This window comes from Ancalomicrobiaceae bacterium S20 (assembly GCA_040269895.1).
In the GTDB taxonomy this organism is placed as follows: Bacteria; Pseudomonadota; Alphaproteobacteria; order Rhizobiales; family Ancalomicrobiaceae; genus Methyloraptor; species Methyloraptor flagellatus.
Map to the genome: position 1 here is coordinate 2920294 of CP158568.1, position 18773 is coordinate 2939066.

The 18773-nt window shown below is 70.2% G+C and carries 20 protein-coding genes and 2 pseudogenes; 6 read left to right on the top strand and 16 right to left on the bottom strand.

The features are described from left to right. Window positions 1–148: 148 nt before the first annotated feature. Together ABS361_13300 and ABS361_13305 are read left to right on the top strand one after the other, a co-directional pair. Window positions 149–1021 (top strand): methylmalonyl Co-A mutase-associated GTPase MeaB, encoded by an 873-nt coding sequence (locus ABS361_13300; GenBank protein ID XBY43079.1) that lies wholly within the window; start codon window positions 149–151, stop codon window positions 1019–1021. 675 nt (window positions 1022–1696) lie between these two features. Next, on the top strand, window positions 1697–2875 hold the full coding sequence (locus tag ABS361_13305; GenBank protein XBY43080.1) for a cell wall hydrolase: 1179 nt from the start codon (window positions 1697–1699) through the stop codon (window positions 2873–2875). Window positions 2876–2894: 19 nt separating this feature from the next. On the opposite strand, the gene ABS361_13310 is transcribed toward ABS361_13305, so the two are convergent. The 5 genes from ABS361_13310 to ABS361_13330 all read right to left on the bottom strand — a co-directional run bounded on the left by ABS361_13310 (window position 2895) and on the right by ABS361_13330 (window position 6405). Next, window positions 2895–3890 (bottom strand): MDR family oxidoreductase, encoded by a 996-nt coding sequence (locus ABS361_13310; protein XBY43081.1) that lies wholly within the window; start codon window positions 3888–3890, stop codon window positions 2895–2897. A 70-nt stretch (window positions 3891–3960) separates the two neighbouring features. Further along, window positions 3961–4362 (bottom strand): hypothetical protein, encoded by a 402-nt coding sequence (locus ABS361_13315; GenBank protein XBY43082.1) that lies wholly within the window; start codon window positions 4360–4362, stop codon window positions 3961–3963. 92 nt (window positions 4363–4454) lie between these two features. Further along, window positions 4455–5714 carry an MFS transporter gene (locus ABS361_13320; GenBank protein XBY43083.1) on the bottom strand — a complete coding sequence of 420 codons (1260 nt, stop codon included), beginning with the start codon at window positions 5712–5714 and terminating at the stop codon, window positions 4455–4457. A 122-nt stretch (window positions 5715–5836) separates the two neighbouring features. Further along, window positions 5837–6127: a type II toxin-antitoxin system RelE/ParE family toxin gene (locus tag ABS361_13325; GenBank protein ID XBY43084.1), complete on the bottom strand. Its 291-nt coding sequence runs from the start codon at window positions 6125–6127 to the stop codon at window positions 5837–5839. A gap of 2 nt (window positions 6128–6129) precedes the next feature. After that, entirely contained in the window at window positions 6130–6405 is a 276-nt protein-coding gene (locus ABS361_13330) for a type II toxin-antitoxin system ParD family antitoxin (protein XBY43085.1), read from the bottom strand. A gap of 250 nt (window positions 6406–6655) precedes the next feature. On the opposite strand from ABS361_13330, the gene nadA reads away from it, so the two are divergent. Continuing rightward, entirely contained in the window at window positions 6656–7828 is a 1173-nt protein-coding gene (nadA, locus tag ABS361_13335) for a quinolinate synthase NadA (GenBank protein ID XBY43086.1), read from the top strand. Window positions 7829–7966: 138 nt separating this feature from the next. After that, window positions 7967–9613: an L-aspartate oxidase gene (locus ABS361_13340; GenBank protein XBY43087.1), complete on the top strand. Its 1647-nt coding sequence runs from the start codon at window positions 7967–7969 to the stop codon at window positions 9611–9613. Between the two features lie 136 nt (window positions 9614–9749). On the opposite strand, the gene ABS361_13345 is transcribed toward ABS361_13340, so the two are convergent. From ABS361_13345 to ABS361_13365, 5 genes and pseudogenes are all read right to left on the bottom strand, one after another. Next, window positions 9750–10142: a hypothetical protein gene (locus tag ABS361_13345; GenBank protein ID XBY43088.1), complete on the bottom strand. Its 393-nt coding sequence runs from the start codon at window positions 10140–10142 to the stop codon at window positions 9750–9752. 127 nt (window positions 10143–10269) lie between these two features. Further along, window positions 10270–10638 (bottom strand): hypothetical protein, encoded by a 369-nt coding sequence (locus ABS361_13350; protein ID XBY43089.1) that lies wholly within the window; start codon window positions 10636–10638, stop codon window positions 10270–10272. A gap of 166 nt (window positions 10639–10804) precedes the next feature. Beyond that, the gene (locus ABS361_13355; GenBank protein ID XBY43090.1) at window positions 10805–11035 is read right to left on the bottom strand and encodes a hypothetical protein; all 231 of its coding nucleotides are present in this window, start codon (window positions 11033–11035) and stop codon (window positions 10805–10807) included. Between the two features lie 133 nt (window positions 11036–11168). Continuing rightward, window positions 11169–11609, bottom strand: a pseudogene (locus ABS361_13360) (methyltransferase). Continuing rightward, the gene (locus ABS361_13365; GenBank protein XBY43091.1) at window positions 11606–11839 is read right to left on the bottom strand and encodes a DUF2007 domain-containing protein; all 234 of its coding nucleotides are present in this window, start codon (window positions 11837–11839) and stop codon (window positions 11606–11608) included. The pseudogene ABS361_13360 and the gene ABS361_13365 overlap by 4 nt, the downstream one beginning before the upstream one ends. A gap of 312 nt (window positions 11840–12151) precedes the next feature. Here ABS361_13365 and ABS361_13370 point away from each other — a divergent pair, with 312 nt between their 5' ends. Then, entirely contained in the window at window positions 12152–13168 is a 1017-nt protein-coding gene (locus ABS361_13370) for a polyprenyl synthetase family protein (protein XBY43092.1), read from the top strand. Between the two features lie 88 nt (window positions 13169–13256). On the opposite strand, the gene ABS361_13375 is transcribed toward ABS361_13370, so the two are convergent. After that, window positions 13257–14204, bottom strand: coding sequence for a glycine--tRNA ligase subunit alpha (locus ABS361_13375; protein XBY43093.1), 948 nt, complete (start codon window positions 14202–14204; stop codon window positions 13257–13259). Window positions 14205–14417: 213 nt separating this feature from the next. On the opposite strand from ABS361_13375, the gene ABS361_13380 reads away from it, so the two are divergent. Further along, window positions 14418–14738, top strand: a complete 321-nt coding sequence (locus ABS361_13380; protein ID XBY43094.1) for a hypothetical protein — start codon at window positions 14418–14420, stop codon at window positions 14736–14738. Here the strand turns inward: ABS361_13380 and ABS361_13385 are convergent. The 5 genes and pseudogenes from ABS361_13385 to ABS361_13405 all read right to left on the bottom strand — a co-directional run bounded on the left by ABS361_13385 (window position 14723) and on the right by ABS361_13405 (window position 18751). Continuing rightward, window positions 14723–15586: an aminotransferase class IV gene (locus tag ABS361_13385; GenBank protein ID XBY43095.1), complete on the bottom strand. Its 864-nt coding sequence runs from the start codon at window positions 15584–15586 to the stop codon at window positions 14723–14725. The two genes, ABS361_13380 and ABS361_13385, sit on opposite strands and share 16 nt — an antisense overlap. Further along, a pseudogene (locus ABS361_13390) lies at window positions 15583–16192 on the bottom strand (aminodeoxychorismate/anthranilate synthase component II). Before ABS361_13390 ends, ABS361_13385 begins: the two are co-directional and overlap by 4 nt. 138 nt (window positions 16193–16330) lie before the next feature. After that, window positions 16331–17713 (bottom strand): aminodeoxychorismate synthase component I, encoded by a 1383-nt coding sequence (gene pabB, locus ABS361_13395; protein ID XBY43096.1) that lies wholly within the window; start codon window positions 17711–17713, stop codon window positions 16331–16333. 149 nt (window positions 17714–17862) lie between these two features. Then, window positions 17863–18051, bottom strand: coding sequence for a hypothetical protein (locus ABS361_13400; GenBank protein ID XBY43097.1), 189 nt, complete (start codon window positions 18049–18051; stop codon window positions 17863–17865). A 112-nt stretch (window positions 18052–18163) separates the two neighbouring features. Then, a complete protein-coding gene (locus ABS361_13405; GenBank protein ID XBY43098.1) occupies window positions 18164–18751 on the bottom strand; it encodes a 4-(cytidine 5'-diphospho)-2-C-methyl-D-erythritol kinase in 588 nt (195 codons plus the stop codon). Window positions 18752–18773 lie beyond the last annotated feature (22 nt).

An 18773-nucleotide genomic window follows, 5' to 3' on the forward strand; every position in this document is an offset into this window, starting at 1 on the left:
GCCTTCGGATCATGCCGGGGCGCCCGTTTGCATTCTGCCTCGTTCGCCCTGCGATCGATCCGAAGACGAGCCTCCAGCCATGACCCGCCCCTCCCTCCCTCGACGACATCCGTGCCGGCGGCAAGCCGGCGGTGGCGCGGGGTTGTCGTTGATCGAGACGGCCGACGGGTCGGAGGCGCTCGCGCGCCTGCTCGACCGCGCGGCGGCCGAGCCGAAGGGCGACGTGCTCGGGCTGACCGGACCGCCGGGCGTTGGCAAATCCACGCTGACCAATGCGCTGATCCGGCGGGCGCGCGAGGCCGGGCGGACCGTCGGCGTGATCGCGATCGATCCGTCGTCGCGGTTCACCGGCGGCGCCCTGCTCGGCGACCGGACGCGGCTCCGGACCGATCCCGACGACCAGGGCGTGTTCGTCCGCTCGATGGCCGCGCGCGACCGGCTCGGCGGGCTGTCGGATCATGCCATCGCGGCGATCGTGCTGATGCGGGCCTTGTTCGACCTGACCATCGTCGAGTCGGTCGGCATCGGCCAGTCCGAGGGCGACATCGCCTTCGTCGCCGACACGGTGGTGCTGTGCATCCAGCCCGGTTCGGGGGACAGCCTGCAATTCATGAAGGCCGGCGTCATGGAATTGCCGGACGTCGTCGCCGTGACCAAGGCCGACATGGGCGAGCCGGCGCGACGCGCACGAGCCGATGTCGAGGGCGCGCTGACGCTGACCAGCATGGCGGCCGAGCAGTGGCGCGCGCCGGTCGTGCTGATCTCGGCCGCGACCGGCGACGGGCTCGACGCCCTCGGCGAGGCGGTCGCGGCGCATGGCGCGCATCTCTCCGCGGGTGGCCGCTCGACCCGACGCGCCGCGCAGGCGCGCGCCTGGATCGAGGACGCAATCCGGGTCCGGTTCGGCACCACGGGCCTCGCGGCGGTCGCGCCGCAGATCGGCGCCCAAGCGGAAACGCAGCCGTTTTCCGCCATTCTGGCCTTTGGTGCGACGCTGAAATCTCGCCTCGCCGGCGCCTGATCGCCGTCGCATTCGCCCCGTACCCAGGCCCGGCTTGCGAGACACGAAATCCCACTCAAGCGGGCGTTCGGGATCGGCACACGGCTTAACCAAGCATCAAGGTTACTGACCCATGATCGCTTCGGGAGCGACCGTGACCGCACGGGCGCGCCCGCGGGCCACCCGTCCCGACCCCGCCGACCGCTTTCGGCGGTGATCGAAGGGCGCTCGTTCGCAGATGGTTCGAGAGTTGCGATCGCGTATGCGCCAGAGTGCCCTGTTCCGGATCTTCCCCGCCGCCTCGCCGCCAAGCGGCTCCGCGCGGCCGACCGGCCGCCGTGCGCGCGCCCGGCTCTCCGCTGCCCTGCTCGCCAGCGCCGCGATGATGCTCGGCGCCGGCGGCGCCGCCGGCCAAGAGCGCCGGCCGGTGTTCGTGACGCAGTCGACCGACGGCTGGATGGCGGCGTTCGATGTGATTCGCCAGCAGGCGCCCACAGGCACGGCCACGACCGAAGCGACGCCGGCGGCCACCGCCCTTATGGAAACCGCCGCTCCGGTCGCCGCTGCACCGCGCCCGTCGTCGCCGTGCCGGCGAGCGTCGAACCCGCGACTGCACCGGTTGCGCCGGTCGCGTTCCGCGAGCCGCCCTCCGGCCCGGATGAGCGCGCGACGGGACGACCGGGCGACCCGATCCCTGTGCCCCCGGCGCGGCTGGCGCTCGATTCCGATGCAGGCGAGCCGCTGCGCGACACGCCGAAGGCCGTGCCCGCCGATAACGGCGCGCCGCCGGAGACGACCGGCACGGTGCCCTCCGGCGACGGTGACAGTGGCCAAGCCGGCCCGAAGGAGGATCGGCTGCTCGCGCCGAGGCCGCTTCAGACCATGAAGGACGCCGCACTGTTCGTCGCGCCGGACCTGACCGAGGCGGGTGCGGAACGCGCGACCGGATACTCGCTGTTCGACGCCTTCGACCTGACCGGCGAATTCGACGAAAAGGAAATGCCGCGGCTGGCCTTCGCGCCGGAAGCGGTCGCCGAGCCGGCGACCATGGTCGCGAGCGCCGATCCCGCGCCGGAACGCGAGCCGAGCATCGCCGCCCGCGCGGCCGTCCTCGTCGCGGAAGCGCGGGCCGCCGAGGCCTCGGGCGCGGCGGTCGCCTCGACGGCCAAGCCCGAGCCCATGCGTTTCGCTGCCCTGCCGCATCCGCGACCGCGTCCGGCGCTGCGCGGCACGATCGAGCCGGTGCGCACCGTCGCGGTCGCGACCTCGGCCGATGCTAGCGCCGTACCGCTCGGCTATGCCGGCGATGCCACGCGCACCGAAGCGCCGTTCAAGGCGCTCTTGGCGCCGAACCCGGGCGCGCCGGACGCCAGCCCGGCGCCGATCGCCCCGGAGGTCAAGCAGCTCCGCCTGCCCGAGCACATGCACGGCTGGGCCTACGATCCGCTGCCGCTGTCGGTCTGGGAGCCGCGCCAGCAGAAATGCTTGGCCGAAGGCATCTATTACGAATCACGCGGCGAGGCGGCCAAGGGCCAGGCGGCGGTTGCGCAGGTGATCCTCAACCGGGTCAAGAACCCGGCCTATCCGAACACGATCTGCGGCGTCGTCTACCAGAACGCCAACTGGCGCAACCGCTGCCAGTTCTCCTTCGCCTGCGACGGCACGCGCCGGGTGATCAAGGAGCCGGACGCGATGAAGCGCGCGGTCGAGATCGCCCGCGAGGTCACCGCCGGTCGCATCTATCTGCCGGAGGTCGCCGACGCGACGCACTACCACGCCTACTGGGTCGCGCCCGGCTGGCGCCGGCAGATGATCCGCCTGACCAAGATCGGCGTGCACAGCTTCTATCGCACCGTCCACGGCGGCTGGAGCTGAGCCGGTCGCGAGGCCGGCGTCATGCCACCTTCACGACCAGCCGCCCGCGCACCTTGCCGGCCAGGATGTCCTCGGCGACCGTGAAGACGTCTGTGAGTGCGATCTCGCGCGTCATCGCCTCGAGCGTTCCGAGGTCGAGATCGGTGACGAGCCTCGCATAGGCCGCTTCGCGCAGCGGCTTCGGCGCCATCACCGAGTCGATGCCGAGGAGCGACACGCCGCGCAGGATGAAGGGCGCGACCGAGGTCGGCAGGTCCATGCCGGCGGCGAGCCCGCAGGCCGCGACGGCGCCGCCGTATCGGGTCATCGACAGCACATTGGCGAGCACATGGCTGCCGGCCGCATCGATGCCCGCGGCCCAGCGCTCCTTGGCGAGCGGCTTCGCCGGGCCGGCGAGCTCGGCGCGATCGAGGATCTCGGCGGCGCCGAGGCTCTTCAGATAGTCGCCCTCGGTCTCGGCCCGCCCGGTCACCGCGATGACGTGCCAGCCGCGCTTCGCCAGCAGCGCGATCGCGACCGAGCCGACGCCGCCGGCCGCGCCCGTCACGACGGCCGGGCCATGCGCCGGCGTCACCCCGGCCTTCTCGAGCGCCAGCACGCTCAGCATGGCGGTGTAGCCGGCCGTGCCGATCGCCATGGCGGCGCGGGCGGAGAGCCCGGCCGGCCGTTTGATCAGCCAATCGCCCTTGACCCGCGCCCGCGCGGCATAGCCGCCGAGATGCGTCTCGCCGACGCCCCAGCCGTTCAGGATCACCGCATCGCCGGACGCGAAATCCGGGTGGGCCGAGGTCAGCACGGTGCCGGCGAAATCGATGCCCGGAATCATGGGGAAACGGCGGACCACCGGCGAACGCCCGGTCACCGCGAGGCCGTCCTTGTAGTTCACCGTCGACCACTCGACTGCGACCGTGACGTCGCCATCCATCAGCTCCGCCTCGGGGAAGTCGACCAGCGCGGCGGCGGTCTTCTTGGTCGCCTCGTCGCGGGTGATCCGGATCGCGGGAAAGGTCGTCATCGTGCACTGCCTCGCTGGGTCGGGACCGCGAAGCTGGCGCAAGGCTCGACCCGTTTCAAGCCACCGCGCGTCACTTGCCCGAGATGAGACCGCTCATCTTGTTGACGCCATAGGGGATGAAGGTCGCCGAGCCGGTCACGAGCGCGTCGAGCAGCCCCTTGATGTTGGTCTCCGCGGGGATGCCCATCGCGACATTGTAGATACCGATCGCCGCCACGAAGACCAACACCGTCGACATGATGGTCGCGCCGATGAAGGCGATGAAGCGGCTCGAACTCGCCACCAGGACCCAGCCTCGCGGGGTGCTCGGATCGGCGACATCCTCCGACAGCGCATCGGGGAAGCTCCAGTTGCTCCCCTTCAGCGCGCCGAGAACCGTGCGCATCACCACCACCATGGCCAGCAGGAAGCCGCCGGTCAGCAACAGCGCCAAGAGCTTCATGAAGCCGGGTTCGTTCAGGATCGCGAGCATGACACCCCTCCGTGTATCTGCGCCGAAAACAACTTGGCGCCGGAGAAGAGGTTATGCAACCAAAAAGCGCTTTCCGACCGGATGCCCGCGCCTCACTCGGCCGGTTGAGCGCGCGGGACGAGCGGCGCCGCCAGCCGCTCGACCGGCGCCTCGCGGATAGGCAGATGGACGATGCCGGCGAAGATGCCGAGCGCCACGCCGAGCCACCAGACCGGCGTGTAGGAGTGGTTGAGGTCGTAGAGCCGCCCGCCGAGCCAGACGCCGAGGAACGAGCCGACCTGATGGGAGAAGAATACGACGCCGCCGAGCATGGCGAGATAGCGCGTGCCGAACATCAGGGCGACCAGGCCGTTGGTCGGCGGCACGGTCGAGAGCCAGAGAATGCCGATGGTCGCGGCGAACAGGACGACGGTCAGCGGCGTCGGCGGGATCAGGATGAAGGCCGTGAACACGACCGAGCGCGCCAGATAGATGAACGACAGCATGTAGCGCTTGGAGAGGCGCATGCCGAGATAGCCCGAGGACAGCGAACCGACGATGTTGAACAGCCCGATCAGCATCAGGGCGATCACGCCCCACCTGGCCTCGAGACCGAGATCCTGAATGTAGGCCGGGAAGTGCGTGGTGATGAAGGCGACCTGGAAGCCGCAGACGAAGAAGCCGGCAACGAGCAGCAGATAGCTCCGGTGCCCGAAGGCTTCCGCCAGCGCGGCGCCGATCGTCTGATCGCGTTCGCCGGCCTGGCGCGGCGTCGGCCGGCCCTGCAGCGGGATCGCCAGCAGCGGGATCAGCATCAGCATGCCGGCGAGCGCGATCAGGCCGTCGTGCCAGCCGAAGTTCTGGATCAACGCCTGGCTGAGCGGAGAGAAGAAGAACTGGCCGAACGAGCCCGCCGCGGTGGCGAAGCCGAAGACCAGCGTGCGCTTCTCGGCCGAGACGACGCGGCCGAGGGCGGCCATGACGATGCCGAAGGACGAGGCCGCGACGCCGAGACCGACGAGCACGCCGCCGCCGACGTGCAGCCAGACCGGCGCCGGCGCCCAGGCCATGACCAGAATGCCGATCGCGTAGACGACCGCGCCGAGCGCCAGCGTCCGCGCCGTTCCGAACCGGTCGGCCGCCGCGCCGAACAGCGCCGCGCCGACGCCCCACATCAGGTTCTGGATCGCCATGGCGAGCGAGAAGGTCTCGCGGCTCCAGCCGTGTTCGCCGATCAGCGGCAGCTGGAAGAAGCCCATCGACGACCGCGGGCCGAAGTTGATCGCCGCCACAAGACAGCCGCAGATCACGATGGTGGCGAGGGAGAAACGCGAGCCCGCGGGACGCGCGGCAGCGGTGGAGGGCGAGGCCATGGCCGGGGCTCCGGAAAACGGTGTTGAAACGGTTCGCTTTCGGTCAGGATTGTCGGAATTTCTGATAGGCACCAGTCAATAGTTTGGAGCGGATCGATCTGGAATGTTGATGGTTGCCGGTCTTACCCGCCGAATTGGCGGCCGCCGTAGAGAATGCGAAGCACGACGACCTCGTCCGCCTCTACAACAAAGGCAACGTTCACACGCCGCTCGAAACCGATGATCCGAAGGCCCGGCCGAACGTCGTCCCGGATCGAGCCTCGTTCCGGCGTGTGGCCCAGACTTTCGAGGAAACCACCGATCCGATCGAGATATCGCCGTGCAATAATCGGTGACGCCCGGCGGGCAATGTAGCGATGAATCGCGAGAAGGTCGTCTTCGGCCTCGCGCCTCAGTCGAACCCGGCGAACCAAGATCAGTTCTCGTCGACTACGCGGTCCATACGTGCACGGAGACGAGCCATGACCGAGCCGATCGGCTCCGCGGCTTCGGGCTCCCGCCGATGTGCGTCATAGGTCGGGCCGACGGTCTCGTGGAGCCAACGCTCGGTCTCATCCTCGCGGTCCTGGAGCGCTCGAAGTCCGGCGACCACGACATCGCTCTCCGACCGGTAGGCACCGCTCGCCACCTTCTCCCGGACCGCGCGCACGACATCTTCCGAAAGATCGAGTTTGTTCAGCTGCTGAGCCATGATGGATGCTCCGATCTGACGGGGTTGGAGTTTAGGTGGACCCCGTCGCCTTTTCCAGCGGCAAGTACCGCGACAGACGCGCCGGCTGTGCCGCAGGGCTCCCCAGCCCTGCGACATCTGTTCATCCGCCCCGGCAGTTGCTATATGCCTCCTCGATCCGGGTGCGCCCGGATCGAACGCCGGCACGGGCCGGTGTTTTTCGGACCCTTCTTATGCTCAAGTTGAGCATAATACCGTCACGGAGGCGACGATGACGACGACGACCGAAACGGGGGCTCGGGCCCCGGCCCGCCGCAAGGCGGCCGGCACCGCAGGCCGGGCCGGGACCGCCTCGGCAGCCAAGCCGCGTCCCTCTCGCGCCCGCAAGGCCGGCCCGACCGCGGCCGGCTCGGTCGCAGCCGCGCGCTTCGCTCCGCTGCCCCGGCCGGACCTCACCTTCACGCCCGAGGTCGAGGCGGCGACGGCGCATCTCTACGAGCGCGTGCGCCACGTCGTGCCCGAGATCGAGTGGCCGTTCCATGCGCCCTATGTGAAGGCGATCCTCGACCTCAAGGCCGAGCGCAATGCCGTGCTGCTGGCGCACAACTACATGACGCCGGAGATCTACCACTGCGTAGCGGATTTCGTCGGCGACAGCCTGCAGCTCGCCAAGGAAGCCGCCAAGTCGACCGCCGACGTGATCGTGCAGGGCGGCGTGCATTTCATGGCCGAGACGTCGAAGATCCTGAGCCCGGACAAGACCGTGCTCATTCCCGACGCCCATGCCGGCTGCTCGCTCGCCAGCTCGCTCACCGGCGCCGACATCCGGCTCCTGCGCGAGCGGTTTCCGGGCCTGCCGATCGTCGCCTACGTCAACACCTCGGCCGACGTGAAGGCCGAGGTCGACATCTGCTGCACCTCGGCCAATGCGGTCGAGGTGGTCGAGAGCTTCGGCGTGCCGCGCGTGATCATGGTGCCGGACGAGTATCTGGCCCGCTATGTCGCCACGCGCACGGACGTGAAGATCATCGCCTGGAAGGGTCATTGCGAGGTGCACGAGCGCTTCACCGGCGACGAGCTCCGGCGCTATCGCGAGGCCGATCCGTCGATCCAGATCATCGCGCATCCGGAATGCCCGCCGGACGTGATCGCGGCGGCCGACTTCACCGGCTCGACCGCCAAGATGATCGACTGGGCGAAGGGCGCGGCGGCCGGATCGCGCGTGGTCATGGTCACGGAGTGTTCCATGGCCGACAACGTCGCGGCGGAGGCGCCTCAGGTCGAATTCGTGCGGCCCTGCAATCTTTGTCCGCACATGAAACGGATCACGCTGCCGAAGATCCTCGACGTGCTCCTCGACATGTCGGGCGAGGTCGTCGTCGATCCGGCGATCGCCGCGCGGGCGCGCCGCTCGGTCGAGCGGATGATCGCGCTGAAGAACTGACGGGAGAGGCGCGCGTCGGCTCGCCCGGCCCGGGCACCGCGCCGGCCCGCGCCCTCCCCGCCTTCCCCGGACAGGCTCCGGCCGCACGGCCGGAGCGCCGGTCGCGACCAGCGGCCGGCAAAGCGCGGAGCCGCGACCATGGCCCGTCTCAATTTGGATACCGCAGCGCCCCGAAGCCGTGACGGCATCGACGACGTGCTGATCGTCGGCGGCGGCCTCGCCGGCATCTTCACCGCGCTCAAGCTCGCCCCCCGGCCGGTCACGATCCTGACCGCCGCTCCGATCGGCGAAGGCGCCTCCTCGGCCTGGGCACAGGGCGGCATGGCGGCGGCGGTCGCGGAAGGCGACACGCCCGAAAAGCACCTCGCCGACACGCTCGCCGCGGGCGCCGGCATCGTCGACGAGGCGATCGCGCGGATCATGACGCGCGAGGCACGCGGGCGCATCGAGGACCTGCTCGGCTACGGCGTCCCATTCGATCGCGACCTGGCGGGCCGGCTGACGGTCGGCCGCGAGGCCGCACATTCCGAGCGGCGCATCGTCCATGTCCGTGGCGACATGGCCGGCCAGGCGATCATGGCCGCGCTGATCGAGACGGCGCGGCAGACGCCGTCGATCCGGCTGGTCGAAGGCTTCGTCGGCGAGACGCTCGTCACCGCCGACGGGCGCGTGACCGGCGTCGTCGCCCGGCCGGCCGTGGGCGGCGCAGCCGTCCTGTTCCCGGCCCGCGCGGTCGTGCTGGCGACCGGCGGCATCGGCCACCTCTATGCGGTGACAACCAATCCGCCGCAGGCGAACGGCCACGGCCTCGCCATGGCGGCGCGGGCCGGCGCCCGGCTCGCCGATCCGGAGTTCGTGCAGTTCCACCCGACCGCCGTCGCGGTCGGCCGCGATCCGGCGCCACTCGCGACCGAGGCGCTGCGCGGCGAAGGCGCGATCCTGATCGACGCCGCCGGCCGGCGCTTCATGCCCGCGATCCACCCGGACGCCGAGCTCGCGCCACGGGACGTCGTGGCACGCGCGATCCATGCCGAGCGCATGGCCGGTCGCGGTGCCTTCCTCGACTGCCGTGCCGCGATTGGCGCGCATTTCGCCGAGCGCTTCCCTACCGTATATGCGGCCTGCCTGTCGGCAGGCATCGATCCGGCGATCATGCCGATCCCGGTCGCGCCGGCCGCGCACTATCACATGGGCGGCGTCTGGACCGATGCGGATGGCCGCACCTCGTTGGAGGGCCTCTGGGCCTGCGGCGAGGTCGCCTCGACCGGCGCGCACGGCGCCAATCGTCTGGCCTCGAACTCGCTGCTGGAAGCGGTCGTGTTCGCCGCGCGCATCGCCGACGACATTCGCGGGCGCGGGCCAGCGCCGCGTGGGCCTGCCGCGGCCCAATCGAGTGGCTTCGATACCGACGCCGTCGGAGCCCTCGAGGCCTCGGCCCCGCGCTCTCCGGCCTCGGAGGTGCACCTCGTCGCCGAGATCCGCGAGGCGATGCAGGCGCATGTCGGCGTCTTGCGCGACGCCGAGGGCATCGCCAGGGCGCTGGCGATCCTGGATGCGGCGGAGCGGCGGGTGCGGACCCAGGCGACGCTCAACATGATCGTCGCGGCGCGGATCGTCGCGGCGGCGGCCTTCGCGCGGACCGAGAGCCGCGGCGGCCACTACCGCTCCGACTTCCCCGAGACCGATCCGGCACAGGCGCACCGGAGCCTGCTGACGCTCGACGACGCGCGCCGGGTCGCCGTGGAGGCGACGGCCGGCCACGGCCGCTCCGTCGCGGTCGCCTGAACCGAGCCGGATGCGGGCCCCGCCCGTCCACGACCCAAGGCGCCCGCCCGCGACAAAAGGCGCCGGAACCTCAAACAAAAGCGCCCCGAGCTCGGCTCGGGGCGTTGCGTTGTCCAGCTTTCCGGATCGAGACGGTTCAAAACGCCTCGGCCATGCCGCTGGCGATGGCGATCGTCTCGGCGCCGTCGCCACAGGTCAGGCGCAGCTTCGAGTTCGCGCCCGTCGGCACGTCGCGGGTCTCGTTGGCGGCGAGGACGACGCGGAACTTGCCCGAGTTGCGGATCATCACGCCGTTGTCGCCGGTGTCGAGCCGGGACAGGCTGGTGACGCAGCGTTGGCCCTCGCGCACGAAGAAGCCGAGCACCTGGGCGCTGCCTTCGGTGTGCACGAAGGACTCGGTCGGCCGGAACACGGCGCCCGCCGCCGGCACGCCGGCCGAACTCGCCGTCGCGTAATTACCGATGGCCGCGAGGCCGAGCACGACGGCTCCGATCGCCGAAAAAACCGCGGCGCGTACGTTGATGCTCATCACCAAGATCCTGGATTTATGCCGACCGGATCGGCCGCCGCGAAAGGTTCGTTCGACGTCGTAACGAACCATCGCATACTGAAGTTTCAGAGATGCTGCGAGGCGCGCAATTTTGCGCGCGGCAGCTTCAGCGCGACTGGAGGCTCAACGTGCCCGTGCAGGCCGGTCCCTTCCAGGTCGCGATCAGGTTCTTGCCCGAGATCTTGCCCGAATAGGCGACCGCGGCGCCGTCCTTGGTCGGCTTCGAGGCTGTGAAGCTGCCATCGGCCTTGACGGTGCCGTGACCGTCGGCGGCGACGCCCTCATAGGCCTGGCCCTGGATCGTGATGGCGTCACCATAGACCGTCGCGCGCGTGTAGGCGTTGCCGGTGCAATAGGCGGCGGTGCCGGTCGCGATCGACGAGGCGCCTTCGTAGGTCCCGTCGAAGGACGCGGCGAGGGCCGGCGCGGCCGAGGCCAGAACAGCGGCCGCGAGGACGAGAGAGCGAACGGACATCGCTGAGCTCCAGCACATTTCGTTGCGGCGCACCCTAGTCCCGGCGCGCCGGGAAAAAAACCGTCCGATCGGCTCCTCCACCGGTTCCGTTGCGCCCTGTGGCAGAGCTGCCGCGCTTCGGCGGCGGTGCGCCGTACGGGCGGCATCCACCTCGCGCAGACGTGATTCAGGCGAGCCCGACCCGGCCGCGCAGGATCGCTTCGGCACGCTCCAGATAGAGGCTCGATCCCGGCGGATGCAGCACCAGTCCGGGCGCGATTCGCGGGCGGCCGCGGGCACCCTTGCGGCCGATGGCGATCAAACGGTGCGCGGTCTGATCGGCGCGCGGATGGATCGGGATCAGCTCGACGCCGCCGACACGGCCCTCGAAGCGCGGCGATGAGTTCGGCGAGGCCATCGCCGTGGAAGATCAGCGCGAGGCGCCCGTCCGGCTTCAGGATCGACACCGCCGACCGGACCCACGCGTCGAGCCCGCCAGCCTCGAGCACGTGCGCCCGCGCCTTGGCGCCTTCAGGGGTCACGCGCACGTCACGCTCGGCCCAGAACGGCGGATTGCAGATCACATGATCAAAGCTCTCGCGCGCCAGGCCCGCCGCCTCGCGGAGGCTCGCCTTGGCCAGTACGTCGGTCTCGATCACCGTCAGGCGGCCATGCAGTCCCGCGTTGGCCGGCCGCGCGGCATTGGCGCGGGCGAGCGCCGCGGCGACGGGATCGTTCTCGACCAGCGCCACCGTGAGGTCAGGGGCCCGGGCCGCGGCGGCCAGACCCGCCGTGCCGACGCCCGCGCCGAGATCGGCCAGCCGGCCGCTCGCGGCCTCCGGGACCGTCGCCGCCAGCAGCAGCGCGTCAAGACCGGCGCGATGCCGGCTGCGCAGCGGCTGCTCGATCTCGATCAGGCCGCCCAACAGGCGATCGACGGAGGTCGCCGACACGATCTCGGCGCTCCCGGCGTCACCGTCCTCGGTCGTCACGGGCCGACCTCGGGCCGGAGTTCGTGACCGAGCCCGGCGTCGGTCAGCAACCGGCGGGCGCGCGGCAGGTCGTCCTCGGTGACGAGCACGCGGCGCGGCAGGATGCCGATCGAGCCTTCGAGCGCACTCATGTGCTGGTCGAGCACGAGACAGTCGATGTCGCGCCCGGCCAGCAGGGCTTCGACGGTGGCGATGACGACGAGATCGTTCGATCGCATCAGCTCTTTCAATCGGTGCTCCTCGCATCCTGCCGCTCGGCGTGCCCACGGCTCAGGCAGGAGTCTAACGCGGAGCGGCGAGATCGGTCCACTGCCGGCGGACAAGGCGCAAAGGGCGGAGACGCGAGGGAAGATCCCCCCGCTTCGGCGAACGAAGCGTCCAACCGAATAGGCTTTTCGCAGGCTTGCCCAGTCGGGACGGCATCCCTATTCTCCCGGCCGAAATCGGGGCATGCCGGGCAGCGCGGTCGCGCGCCGCGCGCGGAGCCGGCACAATCGGGCACGGCCGTCGGCATCGACGGCGCCACAATCAGGAGCATACCCATGGGCGTCGTCGTTCCGCTCGATGACCGGCAGAAGTCCGAACCCTCGGTCGAACCGCTGGTCGCGCTCGTCGCCGCCGACATGGAGCGCGTCAACCGGCTCATCCTGTCGAAGGCCGGATCCGACGTCGCCATGATCCCGGAGGTGGCGAACCACCTGATCTCGTCGGGCGGCAAGCGGCTCCGGCCGATGCTGACGCTCGCCGCCGCGCAGATGTGCGGCTACGAGGGCGAAGGCCACATCCGGCTCGCCACGGCGGTCGAGTTCATGCACACCGCGACGCTGCTCCACGACGACGTCGTCGACGAGAGCGACATGCGCCGCGGCAAGCTCGCCGCGCGCAAGCTCTGGGGCAACCAGGCGAGCGTGCTGGTCGGCGACTTCCTGCTCGGCCAGGCGTTCCGGATGATGGTCGAGGTCGGTTCGATGCAGGCGCTCGGCGTGCTCTCCGACGCGGCCGCGATCATCGCCGAAGGCGAGGTCATGCAGCTCGCCGCTGCCAAGAACATGGCGACCACCGAGGACGAATATCTCGCCGTCATCCGCGCCAAGACCGCGGCGCTGTTCTCGGCCGCGGCCGAGGTCGGCCCGATCGTGGCCGGCCGGCCGCGCGAGGACGAGGCGGCGTTCCGCAGCTACGGCGGCAATCTCGGCATCGCCTTCCAGCTGATCGACGATGCGCTCGACTACGGCGGCTCGTCGGCCAAGCTCGGCAAGAACGTCGGCGACGATTTCCGCGAAGGCAAGATCACGCTGCCGGTCGTGCTCGCCTATCGGCGCGGCTCCGACGAGGAGCGCGCGTTCTGGACCCGCTGCCTGCAGGGCGGCGAGATCCACGACGGCGACCTCGCCCGCGCGATCGAGCTCCTGAAGAAGCACGAAGCGCTCGAGGACACGGTCGAGCGCGCCCGCCACTACGGCAAGATGGCCAAGGACGCGCTCGCCCCGATGAAGGACAGCGCCCACAAGCGCGCACTGATCGAGGTCGTCGACTTCTGCGTGGCGCGCGCGCACTGACCCGACCGGTCCGAATGCGATCCAAAATGCAAAGAGCGGCCGACCGGCCGCTCTTTCGTTATCTGACGCGCATGCGGGAAACGGCCGCTCAGGCGGCGAAGTCGACGCCGCCCGAATCCGTGGCGCGCCACGCCTCGCCGCAGGCCTTGGCCAGTTCGCGGACGCGCAGGATGTAGCTCTGACGCTCGGTGACCGAGATCACGCCGCGCGCGTCGAGTAGATTGAAGACGTGGCTCGCCTTGATGCACTGGTCGTAGGCCGGCTGCGCCATCAGATGGCGCTGCTTGGCATCGCTCTCCCAACCGGCGTCGAGGTACTTCTTGCAGGCGGCCTGCGCCATCTCGAACTGGCGGAACAGCATCTCGGTGTCCGCGTGCTCGAAATTGTGCCGCGAATATTCCTGCTCGGCCTGCAGGAACACCTCACCGTAGGTGATCTTCTGATCGCCGTCGAAGCCGTTGAAGTTCAGGTCGTAGACGTTGTCGACGCCCTGAACGTACATGGCAAGGCGCTCCAGACCGTAGGTCAGCTCGCCCGAAACCGGCGAACATTCCTGACCGGCGACCTGCTGGAAATAGGTGAACTGCGACACTTCCATGCCGTCGCACCAGCATTCCCAGCCGAGCCCCCAGGCGCCGAGCGTCGGGCTCTCCCAGTCGTCCTCGACGAAGCGGATGTCGTGTAGGCCGGGATCGATGCCGATCGCATAGAGGCTCTGGAGATAGAGCTCCTGCAGATTCGGCGGGTTCGGCTTCAGGATGACCTGATACTGGTAATAGTGCTGGAGCCGGTTCGGGTTCTCGCCATAGCGGCCGTCCTTCGGGCGCCGGGACGGCTGCACGTAGGCGGCCTTCCAGGGCTTCGGCCCGAGCGCGCGCAGCGTCGTCGCCGGATGGAACGTGCCGGCGCCGACCTCCATGTCGTAGGGCTGAAGCACCACGCAACCGTAGTTCGCCCAGAACGTCTGCAGGGTCAGGATCAGCCCCTGGAACGAGCGATCGGGGCGGAGATGGGCGGGCGTCTTCGGATCGATCATGGCGGCTACCGACGGTTCGCGCGGCTCAGTTCGTCGCGCTTTGAAAGCGCGCCGGACCCTATCGACCGGGGCCCTGAGGGTCAACCGCGGAAGGCCCGAAGCTGTCGCGGAGCGCAACCGATATTTCAGCTCCCGTTCAGCTAGAGGGGTGCAGTCTGCCGAACATGGACGCCGGGCATTTGAAGCGGCGTCGTTTCGGGAAGGATCCCAGTCATGTCCAAGACGCTTTTCATCACCGCCTTGATCCTGTCGAGCCTGGTCGCGGGCGTCGGCGAGGCTGCCGCGCAGGCCGCGAACAACAGCCGCGGCCAGTCCTCGAACACCCCCGGCGGCGATCCGGGCACCGGCAGCGCGATCGTCCGCTACGGCTCGAACGGCAACTGCCCGCCGACCATCGCCTGCGCGCCGAACGAGCCGCGCCAGCCGAACCGCGAGCGTCATCGCCGCGTCCTGCCGACCAAGTGCCACCATCAGGTCCAGTACTGGGAAGGCGGTGTCCTGGTCCGCGCCTGCCGCGATCAGGTCGTGCGCTGAACCGTCGCCAGCGGATCGAGGCCGCAGTCGGCCTCGACCGCCGTCGCCATGAGATCGAGCGCCGCACGCGCCACCGCGTGATCGGCGAAAGGTCGGCTGTCGCATTCCGCGACCGGCAGCACGAAGCGCACGCTGTTGGTCAGGAACAGGGCCTCGGCGTCGCCGAGATCCTCCGGCGAGAGGTCGGCCTCGACGACCGGCCGCCCGGCGATCGAGCCGGCGCCGAGCACCAGCGCCCGCGCGATGCCGGGTAGCACGCCGGCCTCGACCGGCGGCGTGACGATACGATCGCCGAACACAGCGAAGACACTCGCCATCGCCGTGCAGGCCATACGGTCGGCCGTGTTCAGGAACAGGGGCTCGCTCGCGCCCTTGGCCTCGGCTTCGGCGAGGCCGAGAATCGCGTCGAGATAGCCGAGCGCCTTCAGCCGTGACACCGGCGAGCGGTCGTTGCGCCGGATGCTCACGGTCGCGAGACGGACCGTCTGGAACACGATTGCCGGTGACCAGGGGGCGAGCGTGCCGATCACGGTCGGCCGCGGCTCCGCCGGTGGCTTCACGCCGCGCGGACCGGGGCCGCGCGTCACCGTCAGGCGCACCACCCCACCGGCCGGATCGGCGCTCGCCGCGAGCAACGCGATCGTCTCGGCCCAGCGCGCGCGCTCGACCGGGATGCCGAGCACCGCGCAGGCGCGCGCCAGCCGATCGAGATGATCCTCCAGCCGGAAGGCGATGCCACCGAACACCGGCAGCGTCTCGAACAGGCCATCGCCGAGCAGCAGCCCACGATCGGCCGGGTCGATCGCCGCCTCGCCGGCGGCGAGACGGCGGCCGTTGACGACGATCATGTCGCGGTCTTGCGCAGACCGCCCCAGAACTGGTCGGCGAGCGCGAGGAAGTTGCCGAACAGCGCGTGGCCATGTTCGGTCAGGATCGATTCGGGGTGGAACTGCACGCCGTAGGTCGGGTCGCTGCGATGGGCGAGCGCCATGACCTCGCCCTCGTCGGAGCGCGCGGTCACCACCAGCGGCACCGACGCGTCGGCGTCGTCGAGTTCGACGATCAGCGAATGGTAGCGGCCGACGGCGATGCGCTCCGGCACGCCGGCGAACAGGCCGGAGCCGTCATGGGCAATGCGCGAGGCGCGGCCGTGCATCGGCCGCGCGGCCCGGGGTCACGCGCGCGCCGAACACGTCGCCGATGCACTGGTGGCCGAGGCAGACGCCGAGGATCGGCACGCGGCCGGAGAGTGCTGCGATCGCGGCATTCGACACACCGGCCTCGCGCGGGCCGCAGGGGCCCGGCGACACGACGATCGCCTCCGGCGCCATGCGGCGGATCTCGTCGACCGAGACGGCATCGTTGCGGACGAGCCGGGTCTCGCGGCCGAGTTCGCGCAGGTAGCGCGCCACGTTGGCGACGAAACTGTCGTAATTGTCCAGGATCAGGATCACGCGACCTCCCACGCAGCCTCTGCGGCGCGGTTCATTGTCCCAAGATGTCGGGCGTCCGGACGATGCGTCAAGGGCTTGGGCCCCGGCGATGCTGCGTCGCATCGATGCGGCGCCGAGCGAGACCTCGGCGGCGGTCACTCACCGGTCCGGTTCGAAAGCGCGGAACAGGCGTTCGGCCTTGGCGAGCGTCTCGTCATATTCGGCCGCGGGATCCGACAGCGCCGTGATGCCGCCGCCGGCGTGGAACACCGCTTCGCCGTCCCGGAACGTTACGGTGCGGATCGCGATGTTGAGGTCCATCGCGCCGTCGAAGCCGAGCCAGCCGATCGAGCCGCAATAGACGCCGCGGGCGTTGCCTTCGAGTTCGGTGATGATCTCCATGGCGCGGATCTTCGGCGCGCCGGTGATCGAGCCGCCGGGGAAGCTCGCCGCGATCAGGTCGAGCCCGTCGCGGCCCGGCTGCAGCCGGCCGGTCACGACCGAGACGAGGTGATGGACGCTGGCGTAGGATTCGAGCCCGCACAGCACCGGCACCTCGACGGTGCAGTCGGCGCAGACGCGCGACAGGTCGTTGCGCAGCAGGTCGACGATCATGACGTTCTCGGCGCGGTCCTTCTCCGAGCCTTCGAGCGCGGCCGCGCGGGCCGCATCCTCGGCCGGATCGGGCGAGCGGCGGATCGTGCCCTTGATCGGCCGGCTCTCGACCCGGCCGCCGGCGAGTTCCAGGAAACGCTCGGGCGAGGACGAGGCGATCTGCACGGCGTCGAAATCGAGGAAGGCGGCGAAGGTCGCGGGGTTCGCCTGCCGGAGACGGCCGTAGAAGGCGAAAGGATCGAAGCCGTCGGGCAGTGCGGCGGAGAAGCGCTGCGCCAGATTGGCCTGGAAGATGTCGCCGGCGAGGATGTAGTCGACCACCTTGGCGACCGCCGCCTCATAGGCCGGGCGCTCGAAATTCGACCGGAACGCCAGCTTAGCGGCGCCGCGGCCGCTCGGCGCCGGGGCCTGCGCCAGACGCTCCAGAAACTCATCGGCACGCACGCGGGCGCGGTACATGCGCGCTTCCGGATTGCGTTCCGGCAGGCCGGTCGAGACGAGCCGGGTCACGCCCGTCTCGTGATCGAACACCACGACGACGTCGTAGAAGCCGAGCATCAGATCGGCGATCGCCGGCTCGGGGATCGCGGGCGCCGGCAATTCTTCCAGGCTGCGGCCGAACTCGTAGCCGAACCAGCCGATCGCGCCGCCGGTGAAGGGCGCGATGTCGGGGCGGGGCTCGTGGCGGAACACGTCGAAGGCGCGGCGCAGTGCTTTCAGCGGCTCGCCGGGCACGTCGATACCGTTCCAGGCGGCGCGGCCATCGCGGGCGGAAAACACCGCGAAGGGATCGGCGGCGAGATAGGACCAGCGGCCGAGTCGCGCGTCGCGCATGGCGCTTTCGAGCAGCGCCAGATGCGGCAGATCCTTCAGCCGCGCGGCGAGCGCGTAAGGATTGTCGCCGCCGTGGAGATCGATGACCAGCATGAGTGTCGTTCCGGGCGCCGGCCGGGCCGGCGGACTTGCCTCTCGGTGGCCATCTTACGCGGCGCGGGCGGCAATGGACGTGCGGCGTGGTGGCTCGGCGTCGTGATTGTTTACCCACATGGCGGCTCTGGCGCCGTTCGGGCGGGCGATCAGTCGCGGCGATGGTCGGGCCGATAGACGCCGTCGTCGCCGCGCACGAGGCGGCCGGCCTCGACCGGTTCGCGCACCGCGCGCGCCTCTGCGAGCGTCGCGCCGACGCGGTCCATCTCGCGACGCAGCAGCTTGTAGCCGGCGACGACCGCCGCACCGGCGGCGGCGAGGATCAGGAACTGCGGCATGGGCAAACCCTCCTGGGCCAATCGGAACCGAAGCTTAGCACGGATTGCGGCGATGGCGGGGCGAGACCAGTTCTCGCGCCGTGACCTGCACCGAACGTCGACGCGAGGCCGATCAGAAATCCGCGGCGATCCACCAGTCCGGATGCCGGACCGCCAGCCGGCGGCCGGCTTCGATCGCGGCCTGCCGGCTCGGGAACAGGCCGAAAGAGGTCGCGCCGGAGCCGGACATGCGCGCGAACAGGCAGTCCGCCTCGGCCGCCAGCGCGGCATGGACCGCGGCGACAACCGGCACCAGCCGGATCGCCGGCGGTTCGAGATCGTTGCGGGTGTCGGCGAGCCAACGGGCGAGATGCATACAATCGGCAAAACGCTCCGGCAGCAGTGGCAGGCGCGGATTGTGCCGGCTTTCGAGGATCTTGAACACGGCCGGGGTGGCCAGCGCGACGCCGGGGTTGACCAGCAGCAGGCCGAACTCCGGCAGCGGCGCCAGATGCTGCACGTCCTCACCGATGCCGCCGACGCGCGCGGTCGCGCCGTGCAGGCACATCGGCACGTCGGCGCCGAGCGCCAACCCCAAGCGACAGAGCACCTCGAGCCCGAGATCGAGGCCGAGCAGATCGTCGAGCAGGCGCAGCGTCGCAGCGGCATCGGCCGAGCCGCCGCCGATGCCGGCGGCGACCGGCAGGCGCTTGTCGAGCACGATGCACAGGCCCGGCCGGCCG

Coding starts and splice junctions, on each gene's coding strand:
- ABS361_13310 (XBY43081.1), bottom strand. CDS start 3,890: ATGACGACCTTTCCCGCGATCCGGATCACCCGCGACGAGGCGACCAAG.
- ABS361_13315 (XBY43082.1), bottom strand. CDS start 4,362: ATGCTCGCGATCCTGAACGAACCCGGCTTCATGAAGCTCTTGGCGCTG.
- ABS361_13320 (XBY43083.1), bottom strand. CDS start 5,714: ATGGCCTCGCCCTCCACCGCTGCCGCGCGTCCCGCGGGCTCGCGTTTC.
- ABS361_13330 (XBY43085.1), bottom strand. CDS start 6,405: ATGGCTCAGCAGCTGAACAAACTCGATCTTTCGGAAGATGTCGTGCGC.
- nadA (XBY43086.1), top strand. CDS start 6,656: ATGACGACGACGACCGAAACGGGGGCTCGGGCCCCGGCCCGCCGCAAG.
- ABS361_13340 (XBY43087.1), top strand. CDS start 7,967: ATGGCCCGTCTCAATTTGGATACCGCAGCGCCCCGAAGCCGTGACGGC.
- ABS361_13345 (XBY43088.1), bottom strand. CDS start 10,142: ATGAGCATCAACGTACGCGCCGCGGTTTTTTCGGCGATCGGAGCCGTC.
- ABS361_13350 (XBY43089.1), bottom strand. CDS start 10,638: ATGTCCGTTCGCTCTCTCGTCCTCGCGGCCGCTGTTCTGGCCTCGGCC.
- ABS361_13355 (XBY43090.1), bottom strand. CDS start 11,035: ATGGCCTCGCCGAACTCATCGCCGCGCTTCGAGGGCCGTGTCGGCGGC.
- ABS361_13370 (XBY43092.1), top strand. CDS start 12,152: ATGGGCGTCGTCGTTCCGCTCGATGACCGGCAGAAGTCCGAACCCTCG.
- ABS361_13375 (XBY43093.1), bottom strand. CDS start 14,204: ATGATCGATCCGAAGACGCCCGCCCATCTCCGCCCCGATCGCTCGTTC.
- ABS361_13380 (XBY43094.1), top strand. CDS start 14,418: ATGTCCAAGACGCTTTTCATCACCGCCTTGATCCTGTCGAGCCTGGTC.
- ABS361_13385 (XBY43095.1), bottom strand. CDS start 15,586: ATGATCGTCGTCAACGGCCGCCGTCTCGCCGCCGGCGAGGCGGCGATC.
- pabB (XBY43096.1), bottom strand. CDS start 17,713: ATGCTGGTCATCGATCTCCACGGCGGCGACAATCCTTACGCGCTCGCC.
- ABS361_13400 (XBY43097.1), bottom strand. CDS start 18,051: ATGCCGCAGTTCCTGATCCTCGCCGCCGCCGGTGCGGCGGTCGTCGCC.